The 19837-nt window shown below is 68.4% G+C and carries 18 protein-coding genes, 1 tRNA gene and 1 pseudogene; 12 read left to right on the top strand and 8 right to left on the bottom strand.

Translation table 11 applies throughout. The annotated features are described in order from the left end of the window. The first annotated feature begins 238 nt into the window (after window positions 1-238). The gene (locus ABZW96_RS32415; RefSeq protein WP_355079967.1) at window positions 239-1294 is read left to right on the top strand and encodes an NAD-binding protein; all 1056 of its coding nucleotides are present in this window, start codon (window positions 239-241) and stop codon (window positions 1292-1294) included. A 45-nt stretch (window positions 1295-1339) separates the two neighbouring features. Further along, window positions 1340-2245, top strand: a complete 906-nt coding sequence (gene nudC, locus ABZW96_RS32410) for an NAD(+) diphosphatase (protein WP_355079965.1) — start codon at window positions 1340-1342, stop codon at window positions 2243-2245. Between the two features lie 37 nt (window positions 2246-2282). On the opposite strand, the gene ABZW96_RS32405 is transcribed toward nudC, so the two are convergent. Further along, on the bottom strand, window positions 2283-2546 hold the full coding sequence (locus ABZW96_RS32405) for a mycoredoxin (RefSeq protein WP_355079963.1): 264 nt from the start codon (window positions 2544-2546) through the stop codon (window positions 2283-2285). A gap of 84 nt (window positions 2547-2630) precedes the next feature. Between ABZW96_RS32405 and ABZW96_RS32400 the strand changes: the two genes are divergently transcribed. From ABZW96_RS32400 to ABZW96_RS32375, 6 genes are all read left to right on the top strand, one after another. Beyond that, window positions 2631-3053, top strand: a complete 423-nt coding sequence (locus ABZW96_RS32400; RefSeq protein WP_355079961.1) for an SRPBCC family protein — start codon at window positions 2631-2633, stop codon at window positions 3051-3053. After that, window positions 3050-3493, top strand: a complete 444-nt coding sequence (locus tag ABZW96_RS32395; protein WP_355079959.1) for an EVE domain-containing protein — start codon at window positions 3050-3052, stop codon at window positions 3491-3493. Before ABZW96_RS32400 ends, ABZW96_RS32395 begins: the two co-directional genes overlap by 4 nt. A gap of 9 nt (window positions 3494-3502) precedes the next feature. After that, window positions 3503-3970 carry a MarR family transcriptional regulator gene (locus ABZW96_RS32390; protein ID WP_355079957.1) on the top strand — a complete coding sequence of 156 codons (468 nt, stop codon included), beginning with the start codon at window positions 3503-3505 and terminating at the stop codon, window positions 3968-3970. Window positions 3971-4130: 160 nt separating this feature from the next. Beyond that, window positions 4131-6278, top strand: a complete 2148-nt coding sequence (locus tag ABZW96_RS32385) for an ATP-dependent DNA helicase UvrD2 (RefSeq protein ID WP_355079955.1) — start codon at window positions 4131-4133, stop codon at window positions 6276-6278. Between the two features lie 113 nt (window positions 6279-6391). After that, window positions 6392-6730, top strand: coding sequence for a hypothetical protein (locus tag ABZW96_RS32380; RefSeq protein ID WP_355079953.1), 339 nt, complete (start codon window positions 6392-6394; stop codon window positions 6728-6730). Between the two features lie 175 nt (window positions 6731-6905). Further along, entirely contained in the window at window positions 6906-7190 is a 285-nt protein-coding gene (locus tag ABZW96_RS32375) for a WhiB family transcriptional regulator (protein WP_355079970.1), read from the top strand. Window positions 7191-7401: 211 nt separating this feature from the next. Here ABZW96_RS32375 and ABZW96_RS32370 read toward each other — a convergent pair whose 3' ends face one another. The 3 genes from ABZW96_RS32370 to ABZW96_RS32360 form a co-directional block, all read right to left on the bottom strand. Next, window positions 7402-8745: an AarF/UbiB family protein gene (locus ABZW96_RS32370; RefSeq protein WP_355079951.1), complete on the bottom strand. Its 1344-nt coding sequence runs from the start codon at window positions 8743-8745 to the stop codon at window positions 7402-7404. A gap of 359 nt (window positions 8746-9104) precedes the next feature. Continuing rightward, window positions 9105-9980, bottom strand: a complete 876-nt coding sequence (locus tag ABZW96_RS32365; protein ID WP_355079949.1) for a hypothetical protein — start codon at window positions 9978-9980, stop codon at window positions 9105-9107. 84 nt (window positions 9981-10064) lie between these two features. Then, window positions 10065-11477 carry a zinc-dependent metalloprotease gene (locus tag ABZW96_RS32360; RefSeq protein ID WP_355079947.1) on the bottom strand — a complete coding sequence of 471 codons (1413 nt, stop codon included), beginning with the start codon at window positions 11475-11477 and terminating at the stop codon, window positions 10065-10067. 127 nt (window positions 11478-11604) lie between these two features. Between ABZW96_RS32360 and ABZW96_RS32355 the strand changes: the two genes are divergently transcribed. Continuing rightward, complete coding sequence (locus ABZW96_RS32355; RefSeq protein WP_355079945.1) at window positions 11605-12630, top strand: PDZ domain-containing protein; 1026 nt, start codon at window positions 11605-11607, stop codon at window positions 12628-12630. A gap of 152 nt (window positions 12631-12782) precedes the next feature. Here ABZW96_RS32355 and ABZW96_RS32350 read toward each other — a convergent pair whose 3' ends face one another. Next, window positions 12783-13364 carry a PPA1309 family protein gene (locus tag ABZW96_RS32350; protein WP_355079943.1) on the bottom strand — a complete coding sequence of 194 codons (582 nt, stop codon included), beginning with the start codon at window positions 13362-13364 and terminating at the stop codon, window positions 12783-12785. Window positions 13365-13574: 210 nt separating this feature from the next. Here ABZW96_RS32350 and ABZW96_RS32345 point away from each other — a divergent pair, with 210 nt between their 5' ends. Then, complete coding sequence (locus tag ABZW96_RS32345) at window positions 13575-16577, top strand: UPF0182 family protein (protein ID WP_355079941.1); 3003 nt, start codon at window positions 13575-13577, stop codon at window positions 16575-16577. Window positions 16578-16660: 83 nt separating this feature from the next. Here the strand turns inward: ABZW96_RS32345 and ABZW96_RS32340 are convergent, their stop codons facing one another. Continuing rightward, window positions 16661-17206 carry a transglycosylase family protein gene (locus tag ABZW96_RS32340; protein WP_355079939.1) on the bottom strand — a complete coding sequence of 182 codons (546 nt, stop codon included), beginning with the start codon at window positions 17204-17206 and terminating at the stop codon, window positions 16661-16663. Between the two features lie 529 nt (window positions 17207-17735). On the opposite strand from ABZW96_RS32340, the gene ABZW96_RS32335 reads away from it, so the two are divergent. Beyond that, window positions 17736-17809, top strand: a tRNA-Met gene (locus ABZW96_RS32335). A 192-nt stretch (window positions 17810-18001) separates the two neighbouring features. Here ABZW96_RS32335 and ABZW96_RS32330 read toward each other — a convergent pair. Beyond that, a pseudogene (locus tag ABZW96_RS32330) lies at window positions 18002-18169 on the bottom strand (glycosyltransferase family 2 protein); the annotation flags it as partial. A gap of 161 nt (window positions 18170-18330) precedes the next feature. Here ABZW96_RS32330 and ABZW96_RS32325 point away from each other — a divergent pair. Beyond that, window positions 18331-19119 carry a cyclase family protein gene (locus tag ABZW96_RS32325; RefSeq protein WP_355079937.1) on the top strand — a complete coding sequence of 263 codons (789 nt, stop codon included), beginning with the start codon at window positions 18331-18333 and terminating at the stop codon, window positions 19117-19119. Window positions 19120-19125: 6 nt separating this feature from the next. On the opposite strand, the gene ABZW96_RS32320 is transcribed toward ABZW96_RS32325, so the two are convergent. Next, window positions 19126-19770, bottom strand: a complete 645-nt coding sequence (locus ABZW96_RS32320; RefSeq protein ID WP_355079935.1) for a nitroreductase family protein — start codon at window positions 19768-19770, stop codon at window positions 19126-19128. Between the last annotated feature and the right edge of the window lie 67 nt (window positions 19771-19837).

Genomic DNA, 19837 nt, shown 5'->3' with positions numbered 1-19837 from the left:
CTTTCGAGCGAAGCGAGACCGAGCATCCGCCGTTCGCGGCCCGGCTCGCGTGTGCGCGGCCGCCGCGTACGCGACGAAGGAGCAAGCGGCGGCCGCGCACACGCGAGCCACAAGGGGGCCGCGAACACCCAGCGCCGAAGGCGCTGGAAAAACAAACACAGTAGGCTCCCCGGTGTGCCGGAGGGACAAGGATTACCGGGTATGACCGACACGAGCGACGAAACGACGGGTGTGCCCGGTGTTCGGTGACCGAGCGCGCAGCCTGGGCTTGGCCAGCAGGCCCGATTTCGCCCTGGTCGGTCTGCTGCGCATCCCGGAAGTGCAGACCAGTCCGTGGATTTCGCTGACCAGACGGGTGCTGTTCGCGACGGGGCTGCTGTTCTTGGCCGCGCTGGTGGTCTACCTCGGACGCGACGGGTACCACGACAACTCGGGCAACGAACTGTCGTTCCTGGACGCGTTCTATTACGCGACGGTGTCGCTGTCGACCACCGGATACGGCGACATCCACCCGGTGACGCCCGAGGCGCGGCTGGCGAACATCGTCATCATCACCCCACTGCGCATCCTGTTCCTGATCGTCCTGGTCGGAACCACGCTGGGCGTGCTGACCGAACGTTCCCGGCAGGCTTTCAAGATTCAGCGATGGAGGCACACCGTGCGCAATCACACCGTGGTCGTCGGATACGGCACGAAGGGGCGGACCGCGATCGACGCCATGCTCGGCGACGGGGTGCAGCCCGCCGACATCGTCGTTGTCGACACCGACGTGGTCGCCTTGGAGGCGGCCGCGAACGCCGGGCTGGTCACGGTGCACGGCTCGGCGAGCCAGTCCGACGTGCTGCGGCTGGCCGGTGTGCAGCACGCCGACTCGGTGGTGGTTGCCACCAATCGCGACGACACCGCCGTGCTGGTCACCCTGACCGCCCGGGAGCTGAACAAGGCCGCCAAGATCGTGGTTTCGATCCGGGAGGCGGAGAACACCCACCTGGTCCGCCAGTCCGGCGCGAACTCGGTGGTGGTGTCCTCGGAGACGGCGGGCCGGTTGCTCGGCATCGCGACCACCACGCCCACGGTCGTGGAGATGATGGAAGACCTGCTCACCCCGGAGGAGGGCTTCGCCGTCGCCGAACGCGAGGTGGAGCCGTCCGAGATCGGCGGCTCGCCACGGCATCTGAGCGATATCGTCCTCGGTGTGGTGCGCAACGGGGTGCTCTACCGCGTGGGCGAGCCGGAAGTCGACGCGGTCGAGGCGGGCGACAAGCTGTTGTACATCCGTCGAGCGGGCAAGTGACCCCGGCGCGAACCGGCCGCACAGCTTCGGCGATAGTCTCGAACCGTGTCGGCATTTCAGCTCAATAGCGTTCCGTTGCTCTCCCGTTCTGTCGTCGACAGGGCCGAGCACATCCGAGGTGATGCCCAGGCCCTGAAGGAGGGCTGGGCCGAGGCCAGGCTCCTGCGGATCAACCGCCGCGGGCAGGTGCGCCTCGACGAAAGCGCCCTGATCCTGGACCCGGCCGTGGAGTTCTCCGCCGAGCCGAGCCCGGACGCGGTGTTCCTCGGTGTAGAGGAGGGCGTCCATCTGTGGGCGGTGCGTGATCCGGAGCTGGAGGGCGCGCTGACCGACCTGCGCGCGCTGGCCGGCGGCGCCGTCGACGACCGCACCGCCGCGTTGCTCTCGACCGCGATCGCGTTGCTGAACTGGCACGACAAGGCCGGGTTCCACGGCGCGGACGGCACCGTCACCATGTCGGCCAAGGCGGGCTGGTCGCGCGTCACCGAGAGCGGTTACGAGGAGTTCCCGCGCATCGATCCGGCGGTGATCTGCCTGATCCACGACGGTGGGGAGCGGGTGCTGCTCGCCCGCCAAGCCAGCTGGCCGAAGTCGCTGTTCTCGCTGCTGGCCGGGTTCGTCGAGGCGGGCGAGTCGCTGGAGCGCTGCGTGGAGCGCGAGATGCGCGAGGAAGTCGGCCTCGACGTGCGCGAGATCACCTACCTGGGCAGCCAGCCGTGGCCGTTCCCGCGCTCGCTGATGCTCGGCTTCGCCGCGGTGGCCGATCCCACACAGCCGCTGACCTTCACCGATGGTGAGATCGCCGAGGCCGACTGGTTCACCCGCGCACAGGTGCGCGAAGCGTTGGCGGTGGGCGACTGGTCGAATCGGGACGGGGGCGCCCGGTTGCTGCTGCCCGGCTCGATCTCGATCGCGCGCACGATCATCGAATCCTGGGCCGCGATCGACTAGCGCGCGCGGGCCGATGCGACCCGCGCGCGGCGGCTGATCAGGACAGACCGGCGAGGACCTGCTTGACTGCCGCCAGCGACGGGTTCGTCGCGGTGGAACCGTCGGCGAACTTCACGGTGGGCACGACGTGGTTGCCCCCGTTCACGCTGCCGACGAATTCGGCCGACGCCGGGTCTTGCTCGATATCGATCTCGACGTAGCCGATGCCCGCCTCGTCCAGCTGCTTCTTGAGCCTGCGGCAGTAGCCGCACCAGGTGGTCGAGTACATCGTCAGGGTGGGGTTCGCGTCAGTCACGGACACTGCAACGCCGGACGTCCGCGCACTGTTCCGACTCGAACGATATCCCGACTTGCGCGGCATTTAGTATGCGCGCATACTAAATGTATGACGATCATCGCCACCGCGCAGGCCACCTCCAGTGCGCCGCCGACCGCCTTCTTCGCCCGCTGGGCCGACATGGCCACCTGGCCGGAGTGGAACACCGACACCGAGTGGGTGCGCTTGGACGGACCGTTCGCCGAGGGCGCCACCGGGACGTTGCGGCCGAAAGGCGGCCCGAAGATCCGGTTCGTCGTCGCGCGTCTGACCGATCGCGAGTTCGTCGACGTCTCGAAGCTGTTCGGCGCGCGGCTCACCTTCGCCCACGAGGTCGCCGTCGCGGAAAACCGCACCACGGTCACCGTCACGGTCTCGATCGACGGACCGCTGCGCTTGTTGTGGACCAAGATCCTGGGCGCCGACTTGGCGAAATCCGTGCAGCCCGACCTGGACGCACTGGTGGCCGTCGCCGAGGGGGTCCCGGCATGAGTGCTACCGGTTCGAGCACGAAGTACTGGCTTGCCGTCGTGTCCAGGGAACATGTCCGGCGCGGTGTCGAGCTGGGCATCGCCCAGGCGAACCACGGCAAGCGCGCTGCGGTGGAACGCATGCGGCCGGGCGACGGATTGGTGTACTACTCGCCGCGCGAGGGCATGCGGGCCGGAGCGCCGGTGCGCTCGTTCACCGCGATCGGCACCATCGACGACCACCCGGCCTGGCAGGCCGACCCGCAGGACGGCGGTTGCTTCCGGCCGTGGCGCCGTTCGGTCAGCTACCGAGCCGAAGCGCGGGAGGCGCCGATCGATACGCTGCGTGACGAACTGGACCTCACCAGCGTGCCGAACTGGGGGATGATCCTGCGTCGTGGCCTGATAGAACTCAGCCCGCACGACTACGCGCTGATCGCGCGGGAGATGACCGACGAGTGAGGGAGGCCGATGCACGAGGCGGGGGACGGCGGACTGCGTTCCAGATTTCGCGCGGCAGAGGAAAGTCCCGGACTGTTGCTGTGGCAAGTGACCAACCGCTGGCAGGCGGCACAGCGGGCGGCGCTCGCTCCCTTCGACCTGACCCACGTGCAATTCGTGCTGCTGGCTTCGCTCACCTACCTCGCCGCCGGCCGCGAAGATCCGGTCCGGCAGCGTGACCTGGCGGAATACGCCGCCACCGATCCGATGATGACTTCTCAGGTGTTGCGCGCCCTGGCGCAGAAGGGTCTGATCGAACGCCGCGACCACCCCAGCGACCGCCGGGCGAAGGCCCTGGTCGCCACCGAAGCGGGCGTGGCGCTGGTGAACCGGGCCATCGTCGCGGTGGAGGAATGCGACGCGGAGTTCTTCGCGCCGCTCGGCTCGCAAGACAGCGCCCCCTTCGCTCGTTCCCTGCGGTTGCTGAGCGACCGCTGAACGCCACGCGCCCGGCCGCCCGAAGCGGCGACGAGGCGTACAACGGGCGGTCGCGTGCGGCGCACGGCTACCGCGCCGATGCCGTCTCTTGCCTCGGTGCCGGTCTGCTCGCGAGCGGCTGCTCCCGACCGCGACCGGTTGTGTGTCGGTGGGCGCTGTCATGATGGATCGCGTGCCCGCTCTCGACCTCGCAGACCTCGATCCCGAGCAGGCCGCCGCCGTGCGAGCACCGCGCGGCCCGGTGTGCGTGCTCGCGGGCGCGGGCACCGGAAAGACCAGGACCATCACCTATCGCATCGCGCATCAGATCGCGCAGGGGCACGTCAAAGCCGATCAGGTGCTCGCGGTGACGTTCACCGCTCGGGCCGCTGGGGAACTGCGGACCCGGCTGCGGGCCCTCGGCCTCGGCGGGGAAGCGACCCAGGTGCAGGCGCGGACGTTCCACGCGGCGGCGTTGCGGCAGCTGAAGTACTTCTGGCCGCAGATCGTCGGCGACGTGCCGTGGCGGCTGATCGATGCGAAATTCCCGATCGTCGCGCAGGCGGCGCACCAGGCCGGGCTGTCCACGGCCACTGACAGCGTGCGCGACCTGCTGAGCGAAATCGAGTGGGCGAAAGCCTCGCTCATCGCTCCGGAGGATTACACGGCGGCGGTCGCGAAGCAGCGGCGCGAGACGCCCTACGAGGCACTGCGTGTCGCGGACGTCTACGCGGGTTACGAGAAGCTCAAGGCGACGCCGGACGGGCTGCTGCTGGATTTCGACGACCTGCTGCTGCATACGGCCGCAGCGCTGGAGGACTATCCGGCGGTGGCCGACGAATTCCGCGGCCGCTACCGCAGTTTCGTCGTCGACGAGTACCAGGACGTCACCCCGCTGCAACAGCGCGTGCTCGACGCTTGGCTCGGCGACCGCGACGACCTGACCGTCGTCGGCGACGCCAACCAGACCATCTATTCGTTCACCGGCGCCACGCCGAGCTACCTGCTGGACTTCTCCCGGCGCTTCCCCGACGCCACCGTGGTCCGGCTGGAACGCGACTATCGGTCGACTCCGCAGGTGGTGTCGCTGGCCAATCGGGTGATCGGAGCGGCGCGCGGGCGCATCGCGGGTACCAGGCTGCAACTGATCGGCCAGCGCGCCGACGGGCCCGAGCCGGTGTTCGCCGAATACGACGACGCGCCGGCGGAGGCCGCGGCGGTGGCCGAGGCGATCGGCCGGCTCGTCGCGGCGGGCACACCGACCGCCGAGATCGCCGTGCTCTATCGGATCAACGCCCACTCGGAGAGCTACGAGCAGGCGCTCACCGAGCGCGGTATCCCCTACCAGGTGCGCGGCGGCGAGGGCTTCTTCGCGCGCGCCGAGGTCAGGCAGGCCGTGCAGGCACTGCGGCAAGCCGCCGCCCGCGACGACCTGCCCGACCAGGCGCGCAGCGGCAACTCCCTGGTCTCGCTGGTCCGCGCGGTGCTCGCGCCGCTCGGCCTGACCGCCACGGAACCCGCGGGCGCCCAGGCGCGTGAACGTTGGACCTCGCTGGTCGCGCTGGTGCGGCTGACCGAGGAACTCGTCGGCCACGACGACCGGCTCGACCTCACCGGGCTGCTGCGCGAGCTCGCGACTCGCGCCGAGGCCAGGCATCCACCCACGGTGCAGGGCGTCACGCTGGCCTCCCTGCACGCCGCCAAGGGGTTGGAGTGGGACGCGGTGTTCCTCGTCGGGCTGTCGGACGGAACCATGCCGATCGCGCACGTCCTCGCCGACGACGGCTCCGTCGCCGACGAGGCGGCGCTCGAGGAGGAACGGCGGCTGCTCTACGTCGGGGTCACCAGGGCGCGCGAACATCTGCGGCTGTCCTGGGCGCTGGCCAGGAACGAGGGCGGCAGGCGCAGCAGGCGGCGTTCGCGCTTCCTCAACGGTCTCGTGCCGGATGATTCGCCCGCCTCGCGGATCGCGGCACCGCCGTCGGCCCCGAACGGTGTCCGCCCGACCTGCCGGGTCTGCGCGAAACCGCTGATCGGCACCTACGCGACCATGCTCGGCCGCTGCCGCCGTTGCCCGGCCGAGCTGGACGCGGAATTGCTTGCCGCACTGCGGGGCTGGCGTGCGGAGAAGGCGGAGGCGCTGCGGGTGCGCGAATTCGTCGTGTTCACCGACACCACGCTCACCGCGATCGCCGAACAACAGCCCGCCGACGACGCCGCGCTGGCCGCGATCGCGGGCATCGGTGCGAAGAAGATCGACCAGTTCGGCGCAGATGTGCTCGCGATCGTGGCGTCCCGGCTTCGATCCACATCACAAAACCGCAGGTAGAAAATAGGTTGTCCCGCTCGACGATCTTGCCTATGGTGGATTTCACGCACCGGGAGGGCATCTCGGCGCGCACAGTTACCGACACACAACGAGTACAGGAGGGAGGCAGAGCAATGGACAACATCATGAACTTCGGCGCCAGTGGCGTTGCGGTCTATGCGCCCATGGCGGCCTCCCGGGGGATCCTCGCCTTGCAGGGGATCGGTCTGTCCGGAATCGGTGCGTTCGGCATGTCCGGCACGCAAGTGAATTGCCTTGCCATGCATGCGTCGAACCGCACCCAGATTCAGGGCAAGCCCAGCGCGGGCTGGCACCCGACGGCTGTCGAGGCAGCAGTCGGTGTCTTCGCGGATGAAGTCGGCTTCGAGCCGGCGGATCCGCGGGCAGCACGCCTCCGCACCGCACACCCAGCGACCGTGAACAGGACTCGACACAGATGTCGACCTAGGTAGGGAACTCCTCCCCGACCTCCTGGCCACGGATCGCAAGACAGCGAAACCGTGGCCAGTATTCTCCGGCCCTTCAGCCGACCGGCACCGGTTTCGCCACAACAAACGAACCGCTGCAAACGAGCTGAAGGAGAACGACGTGTTCACCGCACAGAGTTGGCCGCAGGCCACTACTGACGTGACATGCCGAACTGTGGCGTCGCCTACTCGGACCCAGGAGATCACCAAGGTCCTGCCCTGCCGCGCTGGAGACCCGGACCTCTGGTTCGCCGAGAGCCCGGTCCAGTTGGAGCAGGCCAAGGCGCTGTGCGCGACCTGCCCGATCCGCAAAGGCTGCCTGAGCGCCGCCATGGATCGTGGTGAGCCATGGGGTGTTTGGGGCGGTGAGATCTTCGACCAGGGTGTCGTGATCGCCCGCAAGCGTCCCCGTGGTCGTCCGCGCAAGGTCGCGGTCCCGGCATGAGCCGGGGAGTGACTTCCCTCCCTCCGGTCGATGTGCTCGATTCGGTCGGTCCCGGCACGGGCCGAGCCAACGAACGAGAAAGCAGACCAGCCGCCCACCGTTGTCTGGTGGGCGGCTGGTCTGCTTTGCAGCGCCTGCGGCGCTGCGTGTTCGCGGCCCCGGCAAGTCTCGGCGTGAGATATCGCTTCGACCGAGTTCGAGGGGGTTCAGCTCAGGAGGCGGTGCGTTCCTCGGTGAAGCCGGGCATCCAGGTGCGGACCAATTGCATGAACGGCAGTTCGGCGTCGAGTTGCGCCAGGATGCCGACGGAGCCGCCGAGTACCCGGAAGATCATCACGTATTGCGCCGGAAGTTGCAGTGCGCGTGCGGTTTTCATCTCCGGGCTGGAGATCTCCGAAGCCTTGCCCGCGACCCGCTGCATCCACCTGCGGGTGAAGTGGAACGAGTCGGCCTGGATCGGGTCGGTGAACGGCCGCAGGTAGTCGGCGATCTCCTGGTGGGTGACCACTCGGCCGGGGATCACCCAGCCGTGGTCGTACAGCAGTTCGGTGAGTTCGGCGAAGCGCTCCTCGACCGCGAGGGCCAGCATTCGGCCCAGCACCGGGGGGAAACCGTCCGGCATCGGTGCGCAGGCTCCGAAATCGATCACCGCCAACTTGCCGTCGGGCAGCATCATGAAATTGCCCGGGTGCGGGTCGGCGTGCAGGAGTCCGACCACCTCCGGGGAGGAGAAGTGGAACCGGCCCATCAGCCCCGCGACGCGATTGCGCAGCGCACGGGTGCCCTCCGGATCCTCGGCGCCCTGCTTGATGATCGTGGAGACGGGGACGCCGTCCAGCCATTCGGTGACGATCACCTTCGGCGCGCTCGCCACCACCTTCGGCACCACGATCTCGGCGTGCCCGTCGAAGCCCTTGGCGAATGCGCGCTGGTTGGCGGCTTCGTTGCGGTAGTCCAGCTCCTCTTCGGTGCGCTCGGTGATCTCGGCGAGAATCGGCTTCACGTCCGCGCCGGGGATCACGGAAGCGACCAGACCGGACATGCGAGACAGGGTCTTGAGATCGGCGCGCAGCGCCTCGTCGGCGCCGGGGTACTGCACCTTCACCGCGACGGTGCGCCCGTCCGACCACACCGCCCGGTGCACCTGCCCGATGCTGGCCGACGCGGCCGGGGCGTCGTCGAACTCACGGAAGCGTGTCCGCCACTGGGTGCCGAGCTGCTGGTCGAGCACGCGGTGGACGGTCGCGGCCGGCATCGGCGGCGCGGCGGCCTGCAGCTTGGTGAGCGCCTCGCGATAGTGCTCGCCGAACTCCTCGGGGACCGCGGCCTCCATCACGCTGAGCGCCTGCCCGAACTTCATCGCGCCGCCCTTGAGCTCGCCGAGCACCGTGAACAGCTGCTCCGCGGCCTTCTGATTGAGCTGCGCGTTGATCTCCGACTTGTCGCCTCCGGCGAGCTTCTTGCCGAACCCCACGGCCGCTCGCCCGGCTATGCCGAGTGGAATCTTGGCCAACTTGGCGTTGCGGGACGAGCGACGGCGCACGATCTCAGACACGTACCCATCATGGCGGACGGACCGGCCGGTCGGCCACGGCAATCTTGATCACCATCGGCTTCAGTGCCCATGACCTGCGGAAACGAGTGCGCACATGCATGCGGGGTACCGGTCGCGTCCGCGCCGACCGAGGGTGTGAATCCGAATTCAGTTCGAGAGTCGCGTTCGGGATGGCGGGGCTCATGCAGGGCAGATCAGCTTCAGCGAGGTATCCGGCCGCCAGTCCAGCGCGGCGAAGGTGATCTTGTCCCGCGCCCGCCACGCCCACGGTGCGGAGTCAGTGACCGACGTCGCCGTCGGTGGGATGGACCGATGCGGTTCGTGCTCGCGGTCGCCAGATGAGTTCCTGGGTGGAGGCATCACGGCGGTATTCCGACGCCGTGCGCTGCGGAAAGGTGCACGCACCCGCAGTCGGGATGGCGGTCCCATCGGCGGCGATCGAGGGTGTGGGAGTCCAGGTCCAGTTCCAGCGTCGCGTTCAAGGTGGCGGGGGTTCGTCGGGGCGAGCAGTCGATGATCGTTTCGAGTTCGGCGAGGGCGATTGCCGTGGTGGCGGTGATTCCGGCGGGGGAGGCGTGGCCGATGCGGCCGAGTAGTTGGGCCGCCAGGTGTGGCCAGTCGGTGTCGTTCCGTGCGCGGATCAGGTCCGCGCAGCGCAGGCAGCTGGTGACGCCCGGCAACACCAAGGGACCGATGACGCCCTTGCTGTCGCGGATGCGCAGTGAAAGATGCGGGATCTGGTGCAGCACTAGATCACTCACCAGTCGGGGGTCGGGCATCAGCGTGTCGGCGAGCACCACGAGGTCCACTCCCCAGGACCGCGCCGTCGCCGTACCGGTGGGGTAGTCCCGGGAACGGCTCGGCCGCATACCGAGCGCCCGCAAGCCGGCCGACACCGCGTCCGACAGCGGCCCGAGGCCGTGTACTCGCACTGTTCGCACGTGACCGGCCCGGTCCTCCGGGTGGTCCAGCAGTCCGGCTTCGTCGACCAGCGTGAGCAATGCCACGGCGCGTTCGGCATCGATACCGCATTCTCCGGCGCGCCAGATGATCTGCGGCTTGGTGCGCAGACCGTCGAGCAGGCGGAGGAAGGTGACGACGGTCTCCGCGTCCATGCCTTCCGGATCGAGCACCACGGCGGTTTCCGGATCGCAACCGAGTTGGACGACGCCGGTAGGGCGGACCAGGACGGTAACCCGCGGCCGCAATCGAGGACCACGACACATCGTTGTCATGTCATCAGTATGCGAACCCCGCGGGGTGCGGCCCGTGGCGAAATCCTTGGTTATCCACAGAATTCGCGTCATCCACAGCCTGAATCAGGAGGATTCGCCGCCTTCTTTGCCCAGGTCGGGGCCGGTGTCGTCGTCCTTTTGCTCGCGTGCTGCTCGCTCACGAGCCTCGGTTTCGGCCAATTGCGCCAGCGGGTCGTCGAAGACGGTGGCGCCGCCGCCGATGACCGAGTCGATGAAACCGGCGGGGGAGTCCAGGTCGTCGGAATCCGGCAGCAGGTCCGGGTGCGCCCACACGCGGTCGCGGGCGGTCATGCCCGCGTCGCTGGTGAGCCTGCGCCACAGCGCCGCCGCCTCGCGCAGCTTGCGCGGACGCAACTCCAGCCCGACCAGCGTGGCGAAGGTCTGTTCCGCGGGACCGCCGGTGGCGCGCCGCCTGCGCAGCGTCTCCGCCAGCGCGCCCGCGCCGGGCAAGCGGTCGCCCACCGCGTCGGCGACGACCACCTGCACCCAGCCCTCGATGAGCGCCAGCAGCGTTTCCAGCCGTTCCAGCGCCTGCTTCTGCTCGGGCGTGGTCTGCGGCTCGAACGTGCCCTGGGCCAAGATCTCCTCGAGCTTCGACGGATCGGTCAGCGACATCGGGTCGATGTTCTGCGCGGCCTGCTCCATCGCGGAGAAGTCCATCCGGATGCCGCGCGCGTAGTCCTCGACCGCGCCGAGCACCTGCTGACGCAGCCACGGCACGTGCGCGAACAGCCGCTGGTGGGCGGCCTCACGCGCGGCGAGGAACACCAGGATCTCGCTTTCCGGCTGCTCCAGTCCGGCACTGAACTCCGAGATCGCCGCGGGCAGTAGCGCCGCGGTGCCGGTGGGGCCGAGCGGAAGGCCGATGTCGGTGGAGGTCAGTACCTCTTTGGCGAGCTGGCCGAGCGCTTGGCCGAGCTGCGATCCGAAGGCCAGGCCGCCCATCTGGCCAAGCATGCCGACCATCGGCGCGGCGAACTGCCTGGCCTCTTCCGGCAGCGCCGCGGTCCACATGCCCGAAATCTGCTCGGCGACCGGGTCGCACAGCCGCTGCCAGGTGGGCAGGGTCTGCTCGATCCAGTCGTTGGCGGTCCACGCGACCGTCTTGGCGGCGCCCGCGGGCAGGGTGGTCGCGCCGTCGAGCCAGAGTTCGGCGAGGTGCGCGGCGTCGGTCACCGCGCTCGCGGCACCCGAGCTCACCGGGGCGACGGTCGGGCCGAGCTGCTGGCGGGCCAGCCGCTTGGCGACGTCGTAGTTCACCGGCCCGGCCTGCGCCGAGCCCGGTTGTCCCATGCCGCTGAGCATCTGGCCGAGCGAGGTCAGCATCTGGCCGAGTTGCGCCGGGTCGAACCCGCCCGCGCCGGACCCACCGATACCGAAACCGAACGGGTCGTTCGGGCCGGGACCGCTCGGCTCGTCACCGCGCTTGCGATCGTCGTCGTCGCGGTTCGAGAATCCGAAGGGGAGGTCGTTCATGCTCTTCACGTTACGCGTGTAGCACAGCGTCCCTGTGTTCGCGCGGCGCGAAACCGGAGGCGGCGCGCCCGGGCGAAATGACCGCCTCCGCCCACTCACGCCGCGGGCTGTCATTACTGTGGTCCAGGTGAATCGTCGGATCCTCACCCTGGTGGCCGCACTGATCCCGGTGCTCGTGCTCGGTGTCGTCGGCAGCGTACTGACTGTGCCGTTCGTCGCACTCGGGCCCGGCCCCACCTTCAACACCCTCGGCACGGTGGACGGCAAGGACGTCGTCGCTGTGCGGGGCACCGAGATCGATCCGACCACGGGTCATCTCAACATGACCACGGTGTCGGTGCGCGACGGGCTGAGCATCTTCGAGGCGTTCGGCTTCTGGGCCAGCGGCAAGCACGGCCTGGTGCCGCGCTCGGAGGTCTACCCGCCCGGCGTGTCGCGCGAGGAGATCGACAAGTCCAACCAAGAGGACTTCAAGGACTCGGAGGGCAACGCCGAGGTCGCCGCCCTGCACTACCTGAACCTGCCCACGGTCGTGCTGCTGCGCAAGGTGTCCGACGACGGGCCCGCCCACGACGCGTTGCGCGCGGGTGACGAGCTGATCAGCATCAACGGCACGCCGATGACGACCCCCAAGGATGTCGTGACCGCGGTCTCGTCCCAGGCGCCCGGCAGCACGCTCACCGTGGTTTTCCGGCGCGACAACGCCGAGCAGACCGCGTCGATCGTGCTCGGCGCCCGCCCCGGCGACCCGGCCAAGGGCTACCTCGGCGTGACGCCGGGCGAGGGCGCCCGGCCGCCGCTCGAGGTCGCGTTCAATCTCGCCGACATCGGAGGCCCCTCGGCGGGTCTGATGTTCAGCCTGGCCCTGATCGACAAGCTCGCCCCCGGCGAACTGGACGGCGGCAAGTTCGTCGCGGGCACCGGAACCATCGATCAGGACGGCAAGGTGGGGCCGATCGGCGGCATCCAGTACAAGATGATGGCCGCGCGGGACGCGGGCGCGGAGACCTTCATGGTCCCCGCCGCCAACTGCGACGAGGCCAAACAGCGGACTCCCGACGGCCTGCGGCTGGTGCGCGTCGAGACCCTCACCGGCGCGGTGCAGTCGCTCAACGAGATCAACACCGGCAAGGAACCGGTCGGCTGCGGGTGAGCCGGATCGCTCGGTCGGTCGACAACCCGCGACGGAAGCCGCGCGACTCGCCCGGACCGCGCAGCGGCTGGTGATCCCGACCGAAGAACGCCGCGCGCCCGGCCGTTGAACCGCGATCGGGCCGCGCAGCGCCGCACCGGAGCGTCAGCGCTTCACTCCAGGGTGTGATGCAGCGCTTCGACGAGGTTCGGCGCCAGATTGGGGTAGGTGCGCAGGTCGAGGTCGCCGAAATCGTCCGCGTCGTCCGCGGGGCGCAGCTGCAACAGGCACAGCGACGCGCCGTCGCGCAGCACCGCGGCGAACAACCGGGCCTCCCGGCGCTCCGGGTGCGCCTCGGCGGCGGCGCGCGCGGCCGCGTCGGCGGCATCGTGGTCGGCCAGCAGCGGGGCGAGCGCGTCGTCGAGCGTCGATTCGGCGTCCGGAGGGAGCACCACGATCTCCTGCACCAGCACGCAACCGCGGACGGCGGGGGGCCAACTGGTGGTGGCCAGGAATTCGTCCAGGGCGATCGAGCCGCCGGTGATGTCGTCCGGGAAAGCCTCCTGGGCGACCGGCGTCAGCTCGTCGCCCTCGTCGAGCTGATCCTCCAGTTCCGGCTGCGCCGCGACCAGATCCGCGGTCGGCACCAGGGCGAACATCTGCGGGGGACGGCCCCACCCCTCGGCATCGACGAATTCCGCCACCTCCCGGACGGATCGGGCAAGGACGAGTTCGGCGTGCAGGTCTGGGGTCACGCGAACATCCAATCAAACCGCAGGCGCGGACAGCCGGAAACCCGGGCGATCGGTTCCCCGGCGCGGCAAGCGCAACCCTGCCAGCTGCATGGTGTCCGATTTCCGTAGAGTGGGCCGAGACGGTCCGGAAGGACCACCCGCAACATCGGACTGCGGCGCATCGGCCGAGCGTATCGGTGCGAGCGTCGCCGGACCTTGGAGAGTGGCATCGTGGGCATGCGGCCCCCCACCGGCTTACCTTCGCTGTCCCGACGCAGCCGTGTGCTGCTGGTGGCGGCCATCGTCCTAGCGGCGTTACTGCTGCTCGGGCCGCGGTTGACGGACACCTACACGAATTGGCTGTGGTTCGGCGAGGTCGGCTTCCGCAACGTGTATCTCACCGTGCTGCGGACCAGGGTGCTGCTGTTCCTCGTCGTGGCGGCCTTCGTCGGCCTGGTGGTCTGGCTGGCGCTGCTGCTGGCCTACCGCACCAGGCCGGTGTTCGTGCCGGTGGCGGGTCCGAACGATCCGATCGCGCGCTACCGCACCACCGTGATGAGCAGGCTGCGGCTGTTCGGCGTCGGCATCCCGGTGCTGCTGGGCCTGCTGTCGGGTCTGGTGGCGCAGTCGAACTGGGTGACGGTGCAGCTGTTCCTCAACGGCGGATCGTTCGGCGAGAAGGATCCGGAGTTCGGCCTCGACGTCGGCTTCTACGCCTTCGACCTGCCCTTCTACCGGATGGTGCTGAACTGGCTGTTCGTCGCGGTGGTGATCGCGTTCTTCGCCAGCCTGGTCACCCACTACGTCTTCGGCGGCCTGCGGCTGACCGGCCGCGAGGGCACGCTCACCCGCCCCGCGCGCATCCAGCTCGCCGTACTGGCCGGGATCTTCGTCCTGCTCAAGGCGATCGCCTACTGGTTCGACCGCTACGAACTGCTTTCCAGCAGCCGCAAGGAACCCACCTTCACCGGCGGTTCCTACACCGACATCAACGCGGTGCTGCCCGCCAAGCTGATCCTGCTGTCCATCGCGGTGATCTGCGCGCTGGCCTTCTTCGCGGGCATCGTGCTGCGCGATCTGCGGGTGCCCGCGATGGCCGCCGCGCTGCTGGTGCTGTCCTCGATCCTGGTCGGCGCGGTGTGGCCGCTGGTGGTCGAACAGTTCTCGGTGCGGCCGAACGCCGCGGACAAGGAGAGCGAGTACATCGAACGCAACATCGCCGCCACCAGGCAGGCGTTCGGCATCACCGACGACAGGATCGATTACAAGGACTACAAGGGCGAGAGCAGCAAGAGCCCGCTCGAGGTGCCGGTCGACGCCGCGACCGTCGGCAACGCCAGGCTGCTCGACCCGAACATCCTCTCGCCCACCTTCACGCAGCTGCGCCAGCTGAAGAACTTCTACGGCTTCCCGGAGTCGCTGGACATCGACCGCTACAACCTCGACGGTGACGTCCAGGACTACATCGTCGCCGCCAGGGAGCTCTCGCCCGCGGCGCTGAGCGGCAACCAGACCGACTGGATCAACCGTCACACCGTGTACACCCACGGCAACGGCTTCGTCGCCGCCCCGGCCAACCGGGTGAACAAACCGCCGTCGGACGATCCGAATGCCGCGGGGGGCAGCGGCGACGGCGGTTACCCGATCTTCATGGTCAGCGATCTGTTCACGCCGGCGGACAAGCAGCGGATCAAGGTGGACCAGCCGCGCGTCTACTTCGGCGAGCTGATCTCGCAGGCGAACCCGGACTACGCGATCGTCGGCGCGATGGACGGCCAGCGTCCGCGCGAGTACGACTCCGACACCGCCCAGTACACCTACACCGGCAAGGGCGGCGTGCCGATCGGCAACTGGTTCAACCGCCTGGCCTTCGCGGCCAAGTACGCCGAGCGCAACATCCTGTTCTCCTCGGCCATCGGCGACGACTCGAAGATCATCTTCAACCGCAGCCCGCGCGAGCGGGTGCAGAAGGTCGCGCCCTGGCTGACCACCGACGGCAACGCCTACCCCGCGGTTGTCGGCGGACGGATCGTCTGGATCGTGGACGCCTACACCACGCTGGACAACTACCCCTACGCGCAGACCACCTCGCTGGAGGGCGCGCTGGAGGACAGCATCGACAAGAAGACCGGGCGGCTGCTGCCGCGTAAGGCGGTCAGCTACATCCGCAACTCGGTGAAGGCGACGGTCGACGCGTACGACGGCAGCGTCACGCTCTACGAGGTGGACTCCTCGGACCCGGTGCTGAAGGCATGGCGCGGGGTGTTCCCGGGCGCGGTGAAGCCGGAGAGCGAGATCTCGCCGGAACTGCGGGCGCACTTCCGCTACCCGGAGGATCTGTTCAAGGTGCAGCGCGAGATGCTGTCGAAGTATCACGTGGACGATCCCCGAGAATTCTTCACCAACAACGCTTTCTGGTCGGTTCCCGCCGACCCGACCACCGAGGGCGGGACCACCGCCAACCAGCCGCCGTATTACGTGCTGCTGGGCGACCCGAAAACGAACAAGCCGACGTTCAATCTGACCAGTGCGATGACCGGCTACAACCGGCCTTATCTCGCGGCCTATATCTCGGTGCGTTCCGACCCGGACGGCTACGGGAAATTCACGATTCTTCGATTGCCAACGGACACACAGACATTGGGTCCGCAGCAGACGCAGAACCGGATGACGACCTCGCCTGAGGTGTCCCGCGAGAAAACGCTGCTGTCCAATTCGAACAAGATCAAATATGGCAATCTGCTGACCCTGCCGGTCGCGGACGGTGGCATCCTCTATGTGGAGCCGTTCTACAACGAACGCAACACCGGGCCGAACACGGCGACCTTCCCGCAGCTGCTGCGGGTGCTGGTGAGCTATCGCGACGAGGCGGGCAACGTCAAGGTGGGCTACGCCTCGACTTTGGCGGACGCGCTGAACCAAGTGATCCCCGGCGCGGGCGCGCTGGCGACGCCGTTCGGCGGTGACTCGGGCACCAGGCCCAAGCCGGGCACCACTCCGGTCCCCGCCGAGAACGGCAACAACGGGACCAGTAACGCCTCGACACCGCCGCCCGCTTCGGTCCCGCCACCGGCGACGGGATCGTCCGCCGCCAAGGACGCCGCGGCGGCCGAGCTCAACCGCAAGATCGAGAACGTGCGCAACGCCATGCGCAGCGGGAACTTCCAGGACTTCGGCCGTGCGCTGGACGAGCTGGACGCCGCGGTCAAGGCGTATCAGGACGCCGGTCGCTGAGTAGTGCCGCCGGATAGGACCGGCACGAAGAAAGACGCCGCCATCATCGCGATGGCGGCGTCTTTCTTTCGGCGCGGGATGGGTCAGCGACCGAGGGAGTCGATCAGCGCGCTGTTCTGGCTCAAGATCTGCTCGAACTGTCCCTTCAGGCCGTACTGCTCGGCCAGCTCGTCCGCGGCGGACTTGGCCTTCTCGACCACGGACTGCGCCGCGCTCACGGTGGGCTGGGCGGGCTCGGGCACGGCGGGAAGTTCCTCCGCCGGGGCCAGCGTCTCGGGCTCGGAGGTGCCCTGGCGCAGGTACCGGCCGCACACCGGCCACGCGCCGGGGCCCTGGGTGGCGAGCACGTTCTCCGCCACGCGAATCTGCTCCGCCTTGCTGGCGGTGTGGGCCGAGCCCTTGCCGCCGTTGGCGGCCCAGGTGCTCTGCGAGAACTGCAGGCCACCGTAGTAGCCGTTTCCGGTGTTGATCCCCCAGTTGCCACCGCTCTCGCACTGCGCGACGCCGTCCCAGTCGTGGGTGGCCGCGGAGGCGGAAGCGGTGGAGAATGCGAACGGGACGGCAACAAGAGCGCCGGTGATGGCGGCGAAGCCGATGGCGCGGGTGCTGATCTTCCGGTTCTCAGTCATGGTCGTTTCCCTCCCTGCGCCCGCCGGCACGGCGATCGTGCTTACTGCCGTGTCCCTGTCCCCAGGTCGTCGGGGATCCTCGAGCCGCGGGACAGGGTCACCGGTGTTCGGCGGTTCGAGTTCGAGCCCGTCTCGGATGATCCGGGCCGTGGAGTGACGGTAACGAAGAATTCTCAGCAGATCACATCTTGATAACGCCGGAATTGCATGATTCGAATAACTCGAATATGCGAGTTTTACCAGGTGGGAAACGTCGTCAACACGCTGATTCCGTGCGAAGTTATCGCATCGTTATGTGAGTGAGATCACCTCGAAATGGTGAAGTAGGTCACGTTTGAAGTGGGTTTTCGGTGGTGAATCTTGAGGGCGCGGTGTGGAAATGTGCGGCATCGCGATTGCTGCGGGATGGTTTCGGAGTTCGGTGGCGGGCGGATGTTCCTGTCGTGCGGTCTGTTCACCTCGCCGAAACCGCCTCTGAGCTGGCGATTTGCAGACTCTGCGAACCCATGTGTAATGTTGTGTTCACCGACGCGGGGTGGAGCAGCTCGGTAGCTCGCTGGGCTCATAACCCAGAGGTCGCAGGTTCAAATCCTGTCCCCGCTACTAGGGAAACGGCTCCGGAACAATAGTTCCGGGGCCGTTTTCGTCGTTCTGGCAGCACCCCGGCATCGGTGGCGTTACTGCCGAGTGGCGTGTCGGACGCGCGTCTACCGCATGCTGGCGGCGGGCTGCGCCTTCCCGGGGCCGCGTCGTCGGCCGGAGCGGGCGATTCGTTCCGGCACCCGTGTCGGCGTTCACGCCGATGAGGCCGAACCGCACCAGCTGACCGACCATGCCAAGCGGCACACCGTCCGCCAACGGTTCGCGTCCGATGGATCGGCGCAGCTCCTCGTTCGGCAGGGTGCCGGTGGCCAGTCCCTTGCCGACCCGCCACACGCCCGGCAGCAGTTCGCGCACCACGTCGGTGCGCTTGGCCGAATCGCGACACGTCGGCGCGCTGCGGCGGCCGGCGAGAGTGCCGGTCCTGGTCTCTGGTCGAGCCGCGCGTTCGGGCCGGAGACCGAAGACAGCGAGGGGAGACGGGATCAGACTGGCAGCGACGACGGTGTGAAGGAGGAAGACCTGTGTGTGCGCCACGGCTGATCGATGGTGGGGACTCGTCGGAGGTTTCGGGTGGGGACGTTGTCGGGGCCGGTGTGAAACTCATCCGCGAGCGGGGTTTCGGCAGGGTGGTGGATCTGACGCATGCGCTGACCCCGGACTTCCCGGTGTGGGAGCTGGTCAGCAAGCGGCCCGAGTTCGGGCGCGTGGCCTGCATGGCCGACAACCAGTACAACGCCGGGCGGCTCGACATCTACGAACATGTGGGCACCCATATCGACGCGCCGCTGCACTTCGACGACGCGGGTCTCTCGGTCGACGCCATCCCGGCGGAGAACCTGGTCGCGCCGCTCGCGGTCATCCGCATCGCGGAGCGCGCCGCCCGCGACGCCACGGCGGCCGTGACGGTGCGCGACATCCGGGACTGGGAGCGCGCACACGGCCCGCTGCCGCAGGGCGCGGTCGTCGTCATGGAATCCGACTGGGCGCAGCGGGTGCCGATCCCGGGCGCGTTCCTGAATCACGACGAGCGGACCGACACCTATCGGTGGCCCGGCTTCAGCGCCGAGGCCGCCGACTTCCTGATCCATCAGCGGGAGGTCGTCGGCATCGGCGTGGACTCCACGGGCCTGGACCGGGGGAGCGACCGCGCGATCCCGGTCCATCGGACGTTCCTGCCGTCGGGCCGCTACGGACTCGAGGCGCTCAACGGCCTTCCGGACGTGCCCGACGCCGGCGCGACGCTTGTGGTCGGGGCCTCGAAGCACCGGGGCGGAACCGGCGGTCCCGCTAGGATTTTCGCGCTCTACTGAGCTCCGCTACCACTTGTTCCAATGGACGACATTGTCCAGATCGGTGCGCACGCCCGGGCGGAACGACGTGCCGATCGTGTACGCGACGGGGATGAGCGCGGTCTGCAGCACCGATTCGTACGGGATCCCGAGAACCTGGGCGGCCTCGTATTCGTACTGCAGATGCAGGGTGGTCCAGACGGTGCCGAGGCCGCGCTCCCTGGCCGCCAGCATGAAGCTCCACGTGGCGGGCAGGATCGACCCGTAGCTGTTGGCCATGTCGACGACGCCCGGGTCAGGGCGGCGCACCACGTGCACGCACGGGATCAGCATCACCGGCACCTCGTGCAGATGCTCGTACAGATGCGGGCCCGTGGCGTACATGCGCTGGGTGCGCACCGGATCGTCGCGCCAGTCCACGCCGTCCCGCGGCACGTATTCGGTCGGCATGTTGCGGCCTTTGCGGTACAGATCCGCCAGCGCGGCCCGCTGCTGCGGATCGGTCACCACGACGAAGGCCCACCGCTGCCGGTTCTGCCCGGTGGGCGCCTGGGTGGCGATGGTCAGGCACTCCTCGATGACCTCGCGTTCCACCGGGCGCGTGAAATCCAGCCGTCTGCGGACCGAGCGGGTGGTGGTGAGCACTTCATCGGCCGTCAGGTTGAGCCGCATCACGCCTCTGCTTCCATAGTTCGACATTTCGACAGATTTCGAATTCATGATATAGTGACACAAGGTA

The organism is Nocardia sp. NPDC004168 (assembly GCF_040610355.1).
Classification (GTDB): domain Bacteria; phylum Actinomycetota; class Actinomycetes; order Mycobacteriales; family Mycobacteriaceae; genus Nocardia; species Nocardia sichangensis.
This window is presented reverse-complemented; position numbering and strand designations above follow the sequence as displayed.